Source organism: Faecalibacter bovis, assembly GCF_017948305.1.
Classification (GTDB): domain Bacteria; phylum Bacteroidota; class Bacteroidia; order Flavobacteriales; family Weeksellaceae; genus Empedobacter; species Empedobacter bovis.
The window spans coordinates 1,885,410-1,899,576 of sequence record NZ_CP072842.1 but is presented as its reverse complement, the minus strand read 5'-3'; the positions used below and the strand labels follow the sequence as shown (position 1 = coordinate 1,899,576).

General features: G+C 31.6%; 11 protein-coding genes and 6 tRNA genes. 7 read left to right on the top strand and 10 right to left on the bottom strand.

Translation table 11 applies throughout. The features are described from left to right. Positions 1 to 6 precede the first annotated feature (6 nt). The 3 genes from J9309_RS09120 (at position 7) to J9309_RS09110 (ending at position 3,145) form a co-directional block, all read left to right on the top strand. A complete protein-coding gene (locus J9309_RS09120) occupies positions 7 to 402 on the top strand; it encodes a hypothetical protein (protein WP_230475572.1) in 396 nt (131 codons plus the stop codon). Positions 403 to 547: 145 nt separating this feature from the next. Then, the gene (locus tag J9309_RS09115) at positions 548 to 2,830 is read left to right on the top strand and encodes a choice-of-anchor L domain-containing protein (RefSeq protein ID WP_230475571.1); all 2,283 of its coding nucleotides are present in this window, start codon (positions 548 to 550) and stop codon (positions 2,828 to 2,830) included. Beyond that, positions 2,831 to 3,145 (top strand): hypothetical protein, encoded by a 315-nt coding sequence (locus J9309_RS09110; protein WP_230475570.1) that lies wholly within the window; start codon positions 2,831 to 2,833, stop codon positions 3,143 to 3,145. 65 nt (positions 3,146 to 3,210) lie between these two features. Here J9309_RS09110 and typA read toward each other — a convergent pair whose 3' ends face one another. The 7 genes from typA to J9309_RS09075 form a co-directional block, all read right to left on the bottom strand. Beyond that, positions 3,211 to 5,016 (bottom strand): translational GTPase TypA, encoded by a 1,806-nt coding sequence (gene typA / locus J9309_RS09105; RefSeq protein ID WP_230475569.1) that lies wholly within the window; start codon positions 5,014 to 5,016, stop codon positions 3,211 to 3,213. A gap of 554 nt (positions 5,017 to 5,570) precedes the next feature. Next, positions 5,571 to 5,643: transfer RNA gene (locus J9309_RS09100), tRNA-Lys, on the bottom strand. 50 nt (positions 5,644 to 5,693) lie between these two features. Next, a tRNA-Lys gene (locus tag J9309_RS09095) sits at positions 5,694 to 5,766 on the bottom strand. A 50-nt stretch (positions 5,767 to 5,816) separates the two neighbouring features. Beyond that, positions 5,817 to 5,889: transfer RNA gene (locus tag J9309_RS09090), tRNA-Lys, on the bottom strand. A 50-nt stretch (positions 5,890 to 5,939) separates the two neighbouring features. Then, positions 5,940 to 6,012 (bottom strand) — tRNA-Lys (locus tag J9309_RS09085). A gap of 50 nt (positions 6,013 to 6,062) precedes the next feature. Next, a tRNA-Lys gene (locus tag J9309_RS09080) sits at positions 6,063 to 6,135 on the bottom strand. A gap of 124 nt (positions 6,136 to 6,259) precedes the next feature. Beyond that, positions 6,260 to 6,332: transfer RNA gene (locus J9309_RS09075), tRNA-Lys, on the bottom strand. A 281-nt stretch (positions 6,333 to 6,613) separates the two neighbouring features. On the opposite strand from J9309_RS09075, the gene J9309_RS09070 reads away from it, so the two are divergent. Both J9309_RS09070 and J9309_RS09065 read left to right on the top strand, forming a co-directional pair. Next, positions 6,614 to 7,219, top strand: a complete 606-nt coding sequence (locus J9309_RS09070) for a hypothetical protein (protein ID WP_230475568.1) — start codon at positions 6,614 to 6,616, stop codon at positions 7,217 to 7,219. Between the two features lie 14 nt (positions 7,220 to 7,233). Beyond that, the gene (locus tag J9309_RS09065; RefSeq protein WP_230475567.1) at positions 7,234 to 7,755 is read left to right on the top strand and encodes a shikimate kinase; all 522 of its coding nucleotides are present in this window, start codon (positions 7,234 to 7,236) and stop codon (positions 7,753 to 7,755) included. Position 7,756: 1 nt separating this feature from the next. On the opposite strand, the gene J9309_RS09060 is transcribed toward J9309_RS09065, so the two are convergent. Next, positions 7,757 to 8,149, bottom strand: a complete 393-nt coding sequence (locus tag J9309_RS09060) for an RNA-binding S4 domain-containing protein (RefSeq protein WP_230475566.1) — start codon at positions 8,147 to 8,149, stop codon at positions 7,757 to 7,759. A 67-nt stretch (positions 8,150 to 8,216) separates the two neighbouring features. Here J9309_RS09060 and J9309_RS09055 point away from each other — a divergent pair, with 67 nt between their 5' ends. Both J9309_RS09055 and pncB read left to right on the top strand, forming a co-directional pair. After that, the gene (locus tag J9309_RS09055; protein ID WP_230475565.1) at positions 8,217 to 8,948 is read left to right on the top strand and encodes a hypothetical protein; all 732 of its coding nucleotides are present in this window, start codon (positions 8,217 to 8,219) and stop codon (positions 8,946 to 8,948) included. A 90-nt stretch (positions 8,949 to 9,038) separates the two neighbouring features. Then, positions 9,039 to 10,241: a nicotinate phosphoribosyltransferase gene (gene pncB, locus J9309_RS09050; protein WP_230475564.1), complete on the top strand. Its 1,203-nt coding sequence runs from the start codon at positions 9,039 to 9,041 to the stop codon at positions 10,239 to 10,241. A gap of 46 nt (positions 10,242 to 10,287) precedes the next feature. Here the strand turns inward: pncB and lon are convergent, their stop codons facing one another. After that, positions 10,288 to 12,705, bottom strand: coding sequence for an endopeptidase La (gene lon, locus J9309_RS09045; RefSeq protein WP_230475563.1), 2,418 nt, complete (start codon positions 12,703 to 12,705; stop codon positions 10,288 to 10,290). Positions 12,706 to 13,020: 315 nt separating this feature from the next. Continuing rightward, complete coding sequence (gene bshA / locus J9309_RS09040; RefSeq protein WP_230477862.1) at positions 13,021 to 14,151, bottom strand: N-acetyl-alpha-D-glucosaminyl L-malate synthase BshA; 1,131 nt, start codon at positions 14,149 to 14,151, stop codon at positions 13,021 to 13,023. Positions 14,152 to 14,167 lie beyond the last annotated feature (16 nt).

Genomic DNA, 14,167 nt, shown 5'->3' with positions numbered 1-14,167 from the left:
AGGAATATGAAGGTAAATACAAATAAAGTACGCTTATCTAAAAGTCAGAAAGATGCATTTGATTTTTTATTAAATATGCAGAATTACGAACAGTTAATGCCTGCTGATACTAAATCTTTTGAAATTCATGAATCAGGAAAAGGATTTACTGTTGGTGTAGGTGCTTTACCTAAAGTTGGTATGCGTTTAAAAGAGACTAACAAGCCTTCTCAAATTGTTTTTGAATCTCCAGCTCCGGCGTTTGATTATACATTAACAATTAATATCGAAGCAGTTGATGAAAATAATTCTGATGTTGAGTTAGATTTTAATGGAAATTTTAATATGATGATAGAAATGATGGCGAAAGGACCATTAACATCTTTCATTCAAACAATTTCAGATAACTTAGCTAAAATATAAGCCATCAGAAATCATTACATAATAAAGCACTTCAATAATTTGAAGTGCTTTTTTTATGACATAAAAACAATCAAAAATATCTTTAATAAAACGTTATAATATTATTACTCATTTATAAATTAACTTTGCATACTATTTAAGTCCAATGCAAAAAATTTTATACTTATTTATTCTACTTGTTTCGGTTGTTGTTCATGCGCAGCAAATACAGGTAAATAGAAATTATACACCGACTCAACTTGTTCAAGATATATTTCTTGGATCGGATTGTATTGAAGTAGATGAACGTTCGATAGAAATAACAGGATTTAACAATTCATCTCATATCAGTTATGGTTATTTTGAAAAACGAAATTCTAATTTTCCTTTAGAAAATGGTATTCTTTTAAGCACCGGAAATCTTAACGGAGCTGTTGGTCCTAACAATAATTTACAGAGTTTTACAGCCGCAAATTGGGAAGGTGATCGCGATTTAGAAGAAGCTTTAGAAATCAACAATACATTAGATGCAACTGTATTAGAATTTGATTTTATCTCGCATCAAGATGATAAAATTAATTTTGAATATATTTTTGCTTCTGAGCAATATTTACGCACTGCAAGCGAAGGTCGATGCGGATATACGGACGGTTTTGCATTTTTAATAAAAGAAGAAGGTTCTCGTGACGATTACCAAAACATTGCCGTTATTCCTAATACTTCTACACCAGTTTCGGTACTTACAATTTTTGGAAATGGAGGTTTATGTCCGTCCATAAATTCACAATATTTCAGACAATTTAATGTTGGCAATTCTGCAACGAATTTTAATGGTGAAACTGTTGTTTTAACTGCTGTTGCTAATATTATTCCAGGTCGAAAATATCATATCAAATTAGTTATTGCAGATCAAGGAAATGGATTATATGATTCTGGAGTTTTCTTAAAAGCTGGAAGTTTTTCTGGTGGTAAAGATATTGGAGAAGATTTATTGATTGATACGAACAATGCTCTTTGTTTAGGTGACACGATTACAATCGATGCATCAACTACTAACGCAACTTCATACAAATGGTTTAAAGATAATGTAGAAATTATTGGAGCTACAAATGCTACTTATATAGTTAATTCAGCTGGAAATTATAAAGTCGAAATTTCGTTAAATTCAGGTTGTACGATTACTGCGGAAAGACGAATTGAATATTATGCAAATTTATCTGTATTAAACACAACATTCGAATTTTGTGATGAAGATTTAGATGGAATTGTAACACTGAATCTTGTGGATTTTAATAATCAAATAATCTCGAATTCAAATTCAAATTCAGCTCGAATCAAATATTTTTCTTCACAAGCTGATGCTGAAGCGAATCGAAATGAAATTCAGGAATTAAATTTTTCATCCACTGAAACGTCAAAAACAATATTTGTAGCAATCTCAACTGATTTTTGTCCACCAATAATTCATTCCATAACATTTACAAAAAAGGATTTAAGTACTGTAATTCCGGCTTCTCCTTTTGAAATATGTGATGATTTATTAGATAATCAAGAAGCGATTAATTTAGAAGATTACATCAATTTTATTCCAAATATCAACGAAGGTTATCGATTCTTTAGAACACTTGAAGATGCTATAAATAATAGAAATCAAATCTCTGAACAACAAGTTTTAGTTGGAGATACTACATATTTTATTCGTTTTTCACAGCCCAATTTATGTGATAATATTGCTCCAATTTCATTCAGATTAAAACAAGCTAAACGCTCAGAAACATTAATCGACCAAACGATATGCGAAGGTGCTACAACAACTTTAAACGCAGGTTCTGGTTTCGATTCGTATCTGTGGTTACATAATGGTTCAACTTCACAAATAGTAACAAATGTACCGGTAGGAACATATCAAGTTCGATTAGAATTTAATGGTTGTTTTTATACGCAAGAAGTTACTGTACACGCTGCTGAAAATCCAAACATAGAAAATGTAATTGTCACAGGAACAACGGTGACAGTTGTGGTAACAAATCCGACCTCGAATTATTTATATGCTTTAGATAATGGTGCTTACCAATCTTCAAATATATTTTATAATGTTGGAATTGGAAATCATACCATATCAGTAAAATCTTCAAGCGATTGTAACCCAATTTCACAAGATTTCTCTATTGTAAATATGGTTAATTTTATTTCGCCTAATAATGATGGAATAAATGATGTTTTAGATTATTCAGATTTAATATATAAATTGAATCCGAAATTTCAAATTTTTAATCGTTTTGGTCATATCTTATTCGAAGGTTCAACCGCAAATAACTTTACTTGGGACGGAACTTTTAATGGTAAAAAAGTAGCTTCTGGTAGTTATTGGTATACATTAGAATGGACCGAACCAGGAACAGAAGAAGTTAATCGACAAACGAATTCTATTCTTGTTAAAAGTAAATAAATGATGGAAAATTGGACTGCCTTAAAAAAAGGTGATTTGATGATGGAAATCTTCTTGGCTGAACAAAATTTAGATCAAGATTATATTTCATTCTGGGAACGAATAAAAATTAATCCGGTTATTTGGCACTGCGATGATGTGATTGAAGATAACTTTTGGGTTGTTGCTCAACACGAGAATTACATCATTTGGTACAATGATATTGAAGAAGGATTTTGTATTTCTAAATTTAAAACTGAAGGTAAAATACAACAATATACAGCATCTAAAAACGAATTAAATGCAGTTATTCAACTGTTTTTACAACAATTCTAAAATTATATGAATTAAAAAAGCGACTCAAAATTGAGTCGCTTTTTTTATATGTAAATCTTGTAAGATTATGCTCCCATAGATTTTTCGTAACGCTTACGATCAGTTTCTTTTAAGTGAATCTTACGTAAACGAATGTAGTTTGGTGTAACCTCGATACATTCATCAGCTTGGATGTACTCCATACACTCTTCTAAAGTCATTTCGATTTTAGGAGCGATAGAAGAAGAATCATCTTTACCAGCAGCACGAATATTATTTAATTTTTTAGCTTCGATAACGTTTACAACTAAATCGTTGTTACGAGAGTGCTCTCCGATAATCATACCTTCATAAACCTCTTCACCTGGCTCGATAAAGAATTTACCACGATCTTGTAATTTATCGATTGAATAAGGAGTAGAAACACCTTGATCTTTAGAGATAATTACACCTGCAGAACGTCCAGCGATAGCTCCTTTAAATGGTTTGTACTCTAAGAAGTTGTGTGCCATTACAGCCTCACCAGCAGTTGAAGTTAACATTAATGAACGTAATCCGATTAATCCACGAGATGGAATTTCGAATTCTAAGTGTTGCATTCCTTCTTTAGCTTCCATTACTAATAAATCACCTTTACGTTGAGTTACTAAGTCAATTGCTTTAGAAGAATAATCATCTGGAACATCAATTACTAATGTTTCGTATGGCTCACATTTAACACCGTCAATTTCTTTAAAGATAACTTGCGGTTGCCCAACAGTTAACTCATAACCTTCACGACGCATTGTTTCAATTAATACAGATAAGTGCATGATACCACGTCCGTAAACTAATTGTGTATTAGAATCGTCAGTTGGCTCTACACGTAAAGCTAAATTACGCTCTAATTCGTCTGTTAAACGATCTACTAAGTGACGAGAAGTAACAAATTTACCATCTTTACCAAAGAATGGAGAGTTGTTGATCCCGAATGACATGTTCATTGTTGGCTCATCAATGTGCATTACTGGTAATGCCTCTGGATTTTCAGCATCAGCAATAGTATCACCAATTTGGAAACCGTCGATACCTACAACAGCACAGATATCACCTGCTTTAACTTCTGTAGCTTTAACTTTTCCTAAACCAGAGAAAGTATAAATTTCTTTTACTTTTTGTTTTTTAGATGTTCCATCAGGTTTAGCTAAAGCAACCCAATCACCTTCTTTAATTACACCACGAGTTACTTTACCTACAGCAATACGTCCTAAGAATTTAGAATAATCTAAAGATGTAATTTGCATTTGTAAATCTCCTTCGTGTGCTTCTGGTGCTGGAACGTGCTCTAAAATACCATCCATTAATGGTAAGATATTTTCTGTACGAACATTTTCTGTATTAAACCATCCTTGTTTAGATGATCCGTAGTATGCTGGGAAATCTAATTGCTCTTCTGTAGCATCTAAGTTGAAGAATAATTCAAAAACTTTGTCGTAAACCTCATCAGGACGACAGTTTTCTTTATCAACTTTGTTGATTACTACTAATGGTTTTAATCCTAATTCTAATGCTTTTCCTAATACGAAACGAGTTTGAGGCATTGGACCTTCAAAAGCATCAACTAATAAGATAACCCCATCAGCCATTTTCAATACACGCTCAACTTCTCCACCGAAATCCGCGTGACCAGGTGTGTCGATAACATTGATTTTTACATCTTTATACATTACCGAAGCGTTTTTAGAGAAGATTGTAATCCCTCTTTCACGCTCGATATCGTTGTTATCCATAATTAATTCTCCTGACTCTTGGTTTTCTCTAAAAACGTTTCCTGAGTGAAGTATTTTATCAACCAACGTCGTTTTACCGTGGTCAACGTGTGCGATAATCGCAATATTTCTAATGTTTTGCATTCTTGAAAATTATGGGTGCAAATTTACGATAAAAATATTTTTTATTACTATGGATTTGATTTAAATTAAATAAATACATGATTAAATTAAAAAAAGTTAATTTTATTCACATCAGAAACTCAATAAATATTGATCAACTATTATATCAATTCTTAATCAAACTCGTCCAATTTTACTCACAAAACTTCACAAAATTACCCTACAAAAAGCGTTTGAATTTGAATAGTTCTAATTCTAAGTAAACCATTAATGGAAAATATTTAGGATTCTTTCATTAATTATTTCTGCTTATAATTAGAGTAACATTACATACTCAACTCTATCATAAAAAAAATAAGTTATTAAAACCTTATTTCTTAAGATCAATTAAATATAAGTGTTTGAAAAGTTTAAACGATGCAGATTAATAAATTAAATGAGGAAATTGTTCTTTAATAAACAATTTAAAATATAACAAGAAATAGATTATACTATTTAGAATCTAATTAATTCAGATGAAATATAATTTAAATTTCATGCATAAAAAAAGCCAAACATTACTGTTTAGCTTCTTGTGACCGGGCTGGGGCTCGAACCCAGGACCCCAACATTAAAAGTGTTGTGCTCTACCAACTGAGCTACCAGGTCTCCGATTTGGAGTGTTATTATTTTTATACTTCTCAATAACATGAAGTTTGTGACCGGGCTGGGGCTCGAACCCAGGACCCCAACATTAAAAGTGTTGTGCTCTACCAACTGAGCTACCAGGTCTCCGTTTTGGAGTGTTATTGTTTTTATACTTCTTAATAACGTGAAGTTTGTGACCGGGCTGGGGCTCGAACCCAGGACCCCAACATTAAAAGTGTTGTGCTCTACCAACTGAGCTACCAGGTCTCCGTTTTGGAGTGTTATTGTTTTTATACTTCTTAATAACGTGAAGTTTGTGACCGGGCTGGGGCTCGAACCCAGGACCCCAACATTAAAAGTGTTGTGCTCTACCAACTGAGCTACCAGGTCTCCGTTTTGGAGTGTTATTATTTTTATACTTCTTAACAACATGAAGTTTGTGACCGGGCTGGGGCTCGAACCCAGGACCCCAACATTAAAAGTGTTGTGCTCTACCAACTGAGCTACCAGGTCTCCGTTTTTTCGGAGTGCAAATATACGAAATATTTTAACACATCAAAACGAAAATGTAATTTTCTTTATTCCTTTTTCAAATTCTTAAAGAACTACCTTCGAAGTAAGAAATGGTCTATAATAGTGACCTGGCTGGGGCTCGAACCCAGGACCCCAACATTAAAAGTGTTGTGCTCTACCAACTGAGCTACCAGGTCTTTTTCTTAATTCGACTGCAAATATAGGGCGATTAAAATCAATTATACAAAACTTTTTAAATCTTTTTTGTTAAATAATTTTTAAACATTTCGAATTAAGAAACTTATCACACAAGAAAAATTAATAATTTTAATATCTTCTGTAAAACTTCTTGATTTTTTATTAAATTTTAAATTATTATTACCATTTGCAACTTCAAAATTAAATTATATTTGTCGTCATAAAATTTTACATTTAATCGTACCTAAACCAAACATCAATTAACTAATAAAATTTTAGAATGCATCAAAAAATATATATTGTATTACTATTAGGTACAATTTTTTTTCAGTCATGTAATAAAAAAACTGAAGCTGAAACTGTAAATCATGAGAAAGTTGATGAGCGTTGTACAGCTATAACTAAAGATACTTTACAATCTACTATTACTTTAGATGATTTAAAGGGTTTGATTAAAGCGGATCAAAATGAAATAAATAATTTCATGCACGAAAAATGTTTTACTAAAGCTGGTTTTGGTAAAAATTTATATATAAGTAACATTGAAAAGGCAGATTCTTTAAAGATAAAACAATTAAAACAAGGTGTGTTTTTCTTAAATAAAATCTCAGCAATAGATATATCACAAGAAATTGTTTATAAATTACAATATAGTTTTCCGATTAAATATCTTAATCAATACAAAAACGAAATAGATAAATTAGCTCGTAAAGCCCGTTTTTATCGTTCAAACTCTGTTGTAACTAATGAGGATTTTAAAGTTACTTATGAAATTGACCGTTGGGATAATCGTAATTTAAAAAATTCGTATTCTTACCAAATAGACACGCATAACGGGTTTGCTAAATTGACGATCTTCTACTCGGAAGATTTACCAGTGGATTAATAAACAATTTTAAAATGATTATTTCATTAATAGGTTATATGGGTTGTGGAAAATCTACAACTGGGAAAGATTTAGCCAAAACTTTAGGATACGAATTTATCGATTTGGATCATTACATAGAAAACAAGTATGAGTTATCTGTGAGTGAAATTTTTGATAAGTTTGGAGAACTTGGTTTCAGAAAGCGTGAAAAGGAAACTTTATTAGAAGTTTTACAAAAAACAAATGTTGTTTTATCGCTTGGTGGTGGTACGCCTGTGTACTACGACAACATAGATGTAATAAACGCCAATTCCATTTCGATATTTTTGCGTGTACAATTACCACAATTAGTAAAAAGATTAGAGAATAAAAAACATACGCGACCACTAATTGCTCATTTAAAAGATGATGAGTTAATGGAATTTATTGCGAAGCATTTATTTGAAAGAAATCATTTTTATCAAAAAGCAAAATACACGTTGAATATCGCCAATCAAAATTCGTCAGAAGTATTGAATCAAATCATGGAGATATTAAAAAAAGAAAAGATTTAGATTACTCTAAATCTTCCAATAAAAACTGATCGCCCGATACATAGTCATCTAAATCTCGGCGGTCTTTTTTTGTAGGTCTACCTTCGCCCTTTTCTCTATAGTAATCCTGAGATAATTTTCTCAATTCTAATACTTCATATTCTTCTTTCGGTGTTGTATCAACAATATGTAAAGACAATAATTTGGCACCAATTCTACTTTTCGGAACTTGTATTACTTTAAAAGATAAATTTATTTGATCTTTTCTAACTTCAATATGATCACCAGGAATCACATCTCTAGACGCTTTAACTACTTGATCATTAATTTTAACACGATTTTTTTTTATCGCATCTGTTGCTAATGCTCGAGTTTTATAATACCTTACACTCCAAAGAAATTTATCAATTCGCATACTTTATGACTATTTTTAACTATTGGATAAATATTTTTTCTAAATTCGCAATTTAAACCGAAAAATCATGATAAAGAAATTCTTTGTTACTTTATTAGCTGCAACTACTCTATTTAGCTGTAGCAGTGACGATGATAACAATAATGAATTAAGTGTTGAGCAAAGAAAAGCTTTGGACGACGAAGCTATCGAAGAATATTTGAATGACCACTACTTTAGCCCAATTAATGGTAAAGTATTAAAATTTGATACAATCGCAGGAAATGAAGATGATGCTAACATTAAATTAAGCGAACTTACTGTAAAAGATCCTGCAGGATATTACTACGCCATGCGCCCAGGAGTTGAAGCAAACGGAGATCAAGTTATAGAAGCTGATTCTTCTAAAATTTTAATTTCTTATCAAGCTAAAGTTTTTGAAGCTACAAATGATTTGGATACTTATGCAAAAAAATATGGGTACGTAAGTACTTACACAAGTAGTATCGATTCTGGCGACGGATCAGCACAAACTGACCCTTCTTTTTACAAAGCATTTATCAGTCCTGATATGATTGCAAACGGTGTTAAAAGAGAACATATTGAGTTGAAAAACTTTACTGAAGCTTTAAAGAAATTTAAATCTACTGGTACTAATGGACGTGATTTATACAACTTCCAAGGGATCATAATTTTACCATCTCAGTTAGCTTACGCACGTAACAGAATGTACACAGGAACAGCTATTACTGAAAATCATGCTTACAGAAATACATCTTTTATCTTCAATTTCGAATTACACAAAGTAACTCCGAGATAATAAGTTAAAATTTATATAATAAACTAAAAACCATCATTTATGTGATGGTTTTTTATTTAATTTATATTTAGAACGAAAAACGACCAAAAAATGAAAAATATCTTTAATTCCATACTCGATAACGATTTTTATAAATTCACGATGCAATATGCGGTAACGAAATTATATCCTGATGTAATTGCACGTTATAAGTTTATTAATCGCGGCAAACATGAATTTCCTGAAGGTTTTGCAGAAGAATTACAAAATCAAGTAAATGCAATGGCCAATTTGGCGTTGACTAAAGATGAAAAGAAATTTTTAACTGAAAATTGTCCCTATTTAAGTCCTGCTTATTTAGATTTTTTACAAGGTTATCGTTACGATCCTTCGGAAGTTAAAATTTCGCAAGATGGAATTAATGTTTCTGTAGAAGTTGAAGGGAATTGGTACAGAACTATTTTGTGGGAAGTTCCTTTATTAGCTTTAATTAGTGAAGTTTTTTACACTTTATCAGACGATAAAAGAATGACTAATGATGAAGTTACTAAAAACACGAGCGATAAAGTAGATTTGTACAATAAACTAGGTGTTAATGTTGCAGAATTTGGTACAAGACGTCGCCATTCTTATGAAGTGCACGATATTGTAATGAAAGAATTAACAAATCATTCAGGTCAAAGCTTTGTTGGAACGTCAAACGTACATTTCGCTCATAAATATAACGTAAAACCTATCGGGACACACGCCCACGAATGGTTTATGTTTCATGCAGCTCGTTTTGGGTATAAAGTTGCAAATTCTATGAGTTTGGATCGTTGGGTTAAAGTGTACTATGGTGATTTAGGAATTGCATTGACAGATACTTATACTTCTGATATTTTCTTCCGTCAATTCGATAAAAAATTATCTAAATTATTTGATGGAGTTCGTCACGATTCAGGTGATCCGATTGAATTTGGTGAGAAAGTAATTGCACATTACCAAAAAATGGGAATTAACCCAGAACATAAGACTATTATTTTCTCTGATGGATTAAATTCAGAAAAAGTAGAAACGATTGCAAATGCCTTTAAAGGTCGTATCGGATTATCATTTGGAATTGGTACTAACTTAACTAATGATGTTGGTTTACGCGCAATGAATATTGTAATGAAATTGACTGAAATTTCTTCAATAGACATTCCTTGGACTGGTGTAGTGAAACTTTCAGACGAAAGAAATAAACACACAGGTTCTGAAAGAGATATTCAATTAGCGAAAGATATACTTCAGTTAGGCGAAATAAAAGCCAACGACGAAGTTTTAAAATAAAAAAAATCCACTTCAAAAATGAAGTGGATTTTTTATTTATTGAAGATTATTTTTTCTTTTCTATTTCAAATTTCTTTGCTCCTTTTACCTTTTGATTTGTTAAAGCAATATCAAGAACTTCTTTCATTTCCTTCACGTAGTGGAAAGTTAAACCTTTTACATATTCTGGTTTAATATCTTCTACATCTTTACGATTATCTTCACAAAGAATAATTTCTTTAATATCCGCACGTTTAGCTGCTAAGATTTTTTCTTTAATTCCACCAACAGGTAACACTTTACCACGTAAAGTAATTTCTCCTGTCATTGCTAATTTCGCTTTTACTTTACGTTGTGTAAACGAAGACATTAAAGAGGTTAACATCGTAATACCAGCAGACGGACCATCTTTTGGAGTTGCTCCTTCTGGCACGTGAATATGAACTTTATAATTCTCAAAAACATCAGTTTCAAGACCATATTCATCTGCGTGGGCTTTGATATATTCTAATGCAATTGTTGCAGATTCCTTCATTACATTACCTAAATTACCTGTGATTGATAAACCACCTTTTCCTTTAGATAATAAAGATTCGATAAATAAAATATCACCACCAACAGAAGTCCAAGCTAATCCAACGACAACACCAGAAACTTCATTATTTTCATAACGTTCAGGAGTGATAGAAGGACCTAAAATCTTTTCAATATCAGCTACAGAAAATTTCTTATTATACTCCTCTTCCATTGCAATATTCTTAGCCGCGTTACGCACTAATTTTGCAACTTTCTGATTCAAATTACGTACTCCAGATTCACGTGTATAACCTGTAATTAAGAACTCAATTTCTTTTTTACCTAACGAAATTGCTTTTTCGTCAATACCATGTTCTTTTAATTGCTTTGGTAATAAATGACGTTTTACAATTTCCGTCTTTTCTTCAATTGTGTAACCAGAAATATTAATCATTTCCATACGATCGCGTAATGGACCAGGAATATTACCAATATTATTTGCAGTCGCAACAAAGAAAACTTTAGATAAATCGTAATCTAATTCTAAGAAATTATCACGGAAAGCATTATTTTGCTCAGGATCTAAAACTTCTAACATTGCAGAAGAAGGATCCCCGTGATTACTTGCTGTCATCTTATCAATTTCATCTAAAACAAAAACAGGATTTGATGATTCAGCTTTCTTAATAGATTGTAAAATTCGACCTGGCATTGCACCAATGTACGTTTTACGATGACCACGAATTTCCGATTCATCGTGTAAACCACCCAAAGACATACGAACATATTTACGCCCAATTGCTTTAGCAATCGATTTTCCTAAAGATGTTTTACCAACACCTGGAGGTCCATATAGACATAAAATTGGCGAACGCATATCACCTTTTAATTTCAGTACAGCCAAATGTTCGATGATGCGCTCTTTAACATCTTCTAAACCATAATGGTCTTCATCTAATGTTTTTTGTGCATTCTTTAAATCAAAAACATCTTTTGTATATTCATTCCAAGGCAATTCCAACATAAATTCAAGGTAATTACGCTGAATATTATGTTCTGGCATTTGAGGATTTAAACGAGATAAACGTCCAATTTCTTTATCAAAATGATTGGCAGTATCTTCAGACCAACGCTTAGATTGCGCTTTCTTACGCATTTCATTTATTTCCTCTTCAGTTGTATTTCCACCTAATTCTTCTTGAATAGATTTAATTTGCTGATGTAAAAAATATTCTTTTTGTTGTTGGTCTAATTCTTTACGAACTTTATTTTGAATTGAATTTTTCAACTCTAATTTCTGAAGCTCGATATTCATATATCGCATAACCTCTAAAGCTCTCAGTTTAATATCTGAAATCTCTAAAAGTAATTGCTTTTCATCTGTAGTTAACGTTAAATTAGACGCTACAAAATTGATTAAGAAAGTTTTACTTTCTATACTACGAATCGCATTTGCAGCTTCCGAAGGTAACATAGGATTTTCTTCCACGATTTGATAAGCTAAATCGCGAATAGATTCAATGATAATCGGATATTCTTTATTACGAGCTGTCGGAACTTTTTCAGTCAAAATTTCAACATCCGCGCGATAATAAGGTGTTTCTTCAATAAATTGCTCGATTTTAAATCGTCTAATCCCTTGTAAAATAACTGTAATATTTCCGTCAGGTAATTTGATTAAACGCATGATACGAGCAACTGTACCGAATTGGAATAAATCTTCTGGTTTAGGATCTTCAATCGCAATATCCTTCTGAGATAAAACTCCAATTAAACGATCACCTTTATATGCTTCTGTTAATAATTTTATAGATTTATCTCTCCCTGCTGTAATTGGAGCAACTACCCCTGGGAAAAGAACTGTATTTCTTAAAGATAAGACAGGTAATGAAGATGGTAAATCTTGCTTTTGCAATTTTACTTCTTCTTCTTTACTCATTAAGGGAATTAATTCAATTTCGTCTTCCATTCTATTATTTAATGACAAACTGTCAATTATTTATAATTCTAAACAATTTTGTCAGCATATTTATCTAAATTAAACACACTAACAACACTAATTATCAACTAAAATTCAATAGTTACAGTATCTAAAACAACTATAAATATTAGTCAATTATATTAAAGTCAATTCTTATGCCAATGCTTTTAGCTGTCAGTTTTGGCGTTTTATTGACGAATCACAAAGATAAGTCATATTAACTAAAAACATTTTAAAGCATTAGAATCCGCTACAATATTTAATTATTAAAAATAAAAAATTCGGACAACTGCCCGAATTTTATTATTTATTTAAATTTAAAGTCTTACGATATAAATCTTCGTATTGAGGTAAGATATTCTTCTTATCAAAACGAATTGCTTGTTCTTTAGCATTTGTACTAAACTGAAGCAATCTTTGATCATTTTCTAGAATATGAATTGCTTTTTCAGCCATCATTTCTACATCACCAACTGGACAAACAAACCCCGTAACACCATCAATATTAACTTCTGGTAAACCACCAGCGTTAGAAGATATAACAGGAACATTAGCCGCCATTGCCTCTAAAGCAGCCAAGCCGAAACTTTCTTGTTCCGAAGGAAGTATAAATAAATCTGCAGCTTTTAATACATCTTGCAAATCGCTTACCATACCAAGGCTTTTCACTTTATCTTGTATTCCGTATTCATTAATTAATTGATCAGCTAATTCCCATTCTGGCCCCTCGCCTGCAATAATTAATTTAGATGGAATCGTTTTCTGAATGATATTAAATGTCGAAATAACATCTTGAATTCGTTTTACTTTTCGAAGATTTGATGTGTGAAGAATAACTTTTTCAGTAGGTTCAGCAAAATTATTGCGACAACAAATACATTTTTCAGGCAAATATTGATCATTATCAATAAAATTATGTACTACTTGAATATCATTCGTAATCTCGAACGCTTTAAGCGTATCTTGTTTTAAACTTTCAGAAACTGATGTAACAACATCCGATTCGTTAATAGAAAATTCAACAGCAGTTTTATAAACAGGATGTTTTCCAACTAAGGTAATATCAGTACCATGTAAAGTAGTCACAATAGGTAAATGATAACCTTTACGAGCTAACATTTGTTTGGTAAAATATGCTGCATAAGCATGTGGAATAGCATAATGAACATGTACCAAATCTAATTTGTATTGTAAAACTTTTTCATACAAAATTGTACTTAAAGCCAAATCATACGGTTGATATTGGAACAACGGATATGTTTCTACATGGATACGATGAAAGTATATATTAGGTAACTTAATATTTAATCTAGCGGGAACATTGGTACTAAAAAAGTGAACTTCATGCCCTTTTTCAGCTAAATCCATACCTAATTCTGTTGCGACGATTCCAGAACCACCATAGGTTGGATAACAAACAATTCCGATTTTCATAGTCGATTTCATATCC

Coding starts and splice junctions, on each gene's coding strand:
- pncB (WP_230475564.1), top strand. CDS start 9,039: ATGAAAAATATCTTTAATTCCATACTCGATAACGATTTTTATAAATTC.
- bshA (WP_230477862.1), bottom strand. CDS start 14,151: ATGAAAATCGGAATTGTTTGTTATCCAACCTATGGTGGTTCTGGAATC.
- J9309_RS09070 (WP_230475568.1), top strand. CDS start 6,614: ATGCATCAAAAAATATATATTGTATTACTATTAGGTACAATTTTTTTT.
- typA (WP_230475569.1), bottom strand. CDS start 5,016: ATGCAAAACATTAGAAATATTGCGATTATCGCACACGTTGACCACGGT.
- J9309_RS09065 (WP_230475567.1), top strand. CDS start 7,234: ATGATTATTTCATTAATAGGTTATATGGGTTGTGGAAAATCTACAACT.
- lon (WP_230475563.1), bottom strand. CDS start 12,705: ATGGAAGACGAAATTGAATTAATTCCCTTAATGAGTAAAGAAGAAGAA.
- J9309_RS09060 (WP_230475566.1), bottom strand. CDS start 8,149: ATGCGAATTGATAAATTTCTTTGGAGTGTAAGGTATTATAAAACTCGA.
- J9309_RS09055 (WP_230475565.1), top strand. CDS start 8,217: ATGATAAAGAAATTCTTTGTTACTTTATTAGCTGCAACTACTCTATTT.
- J9309_RS09110 (WP_230475570.1), top strand. CDS start 2,831: ATGATGGAAAATTGGACTGCCTTAAAAAAAGGTGATTTGATGATGGAA.
- J9309_RS09115 (WP_230475571.1), top strand. CDS start 548: ATGCAAAAAATTTTATACTTATTTATTCTACTTGTTTCGGTTGTTGTT.
- J9309_RS09120 (WP_230475572.1), top strand. CDS start 7: ATGAAGGTAAATACAAATAAAGTACGCTTATCTAAAAGTCAGAAAGAT.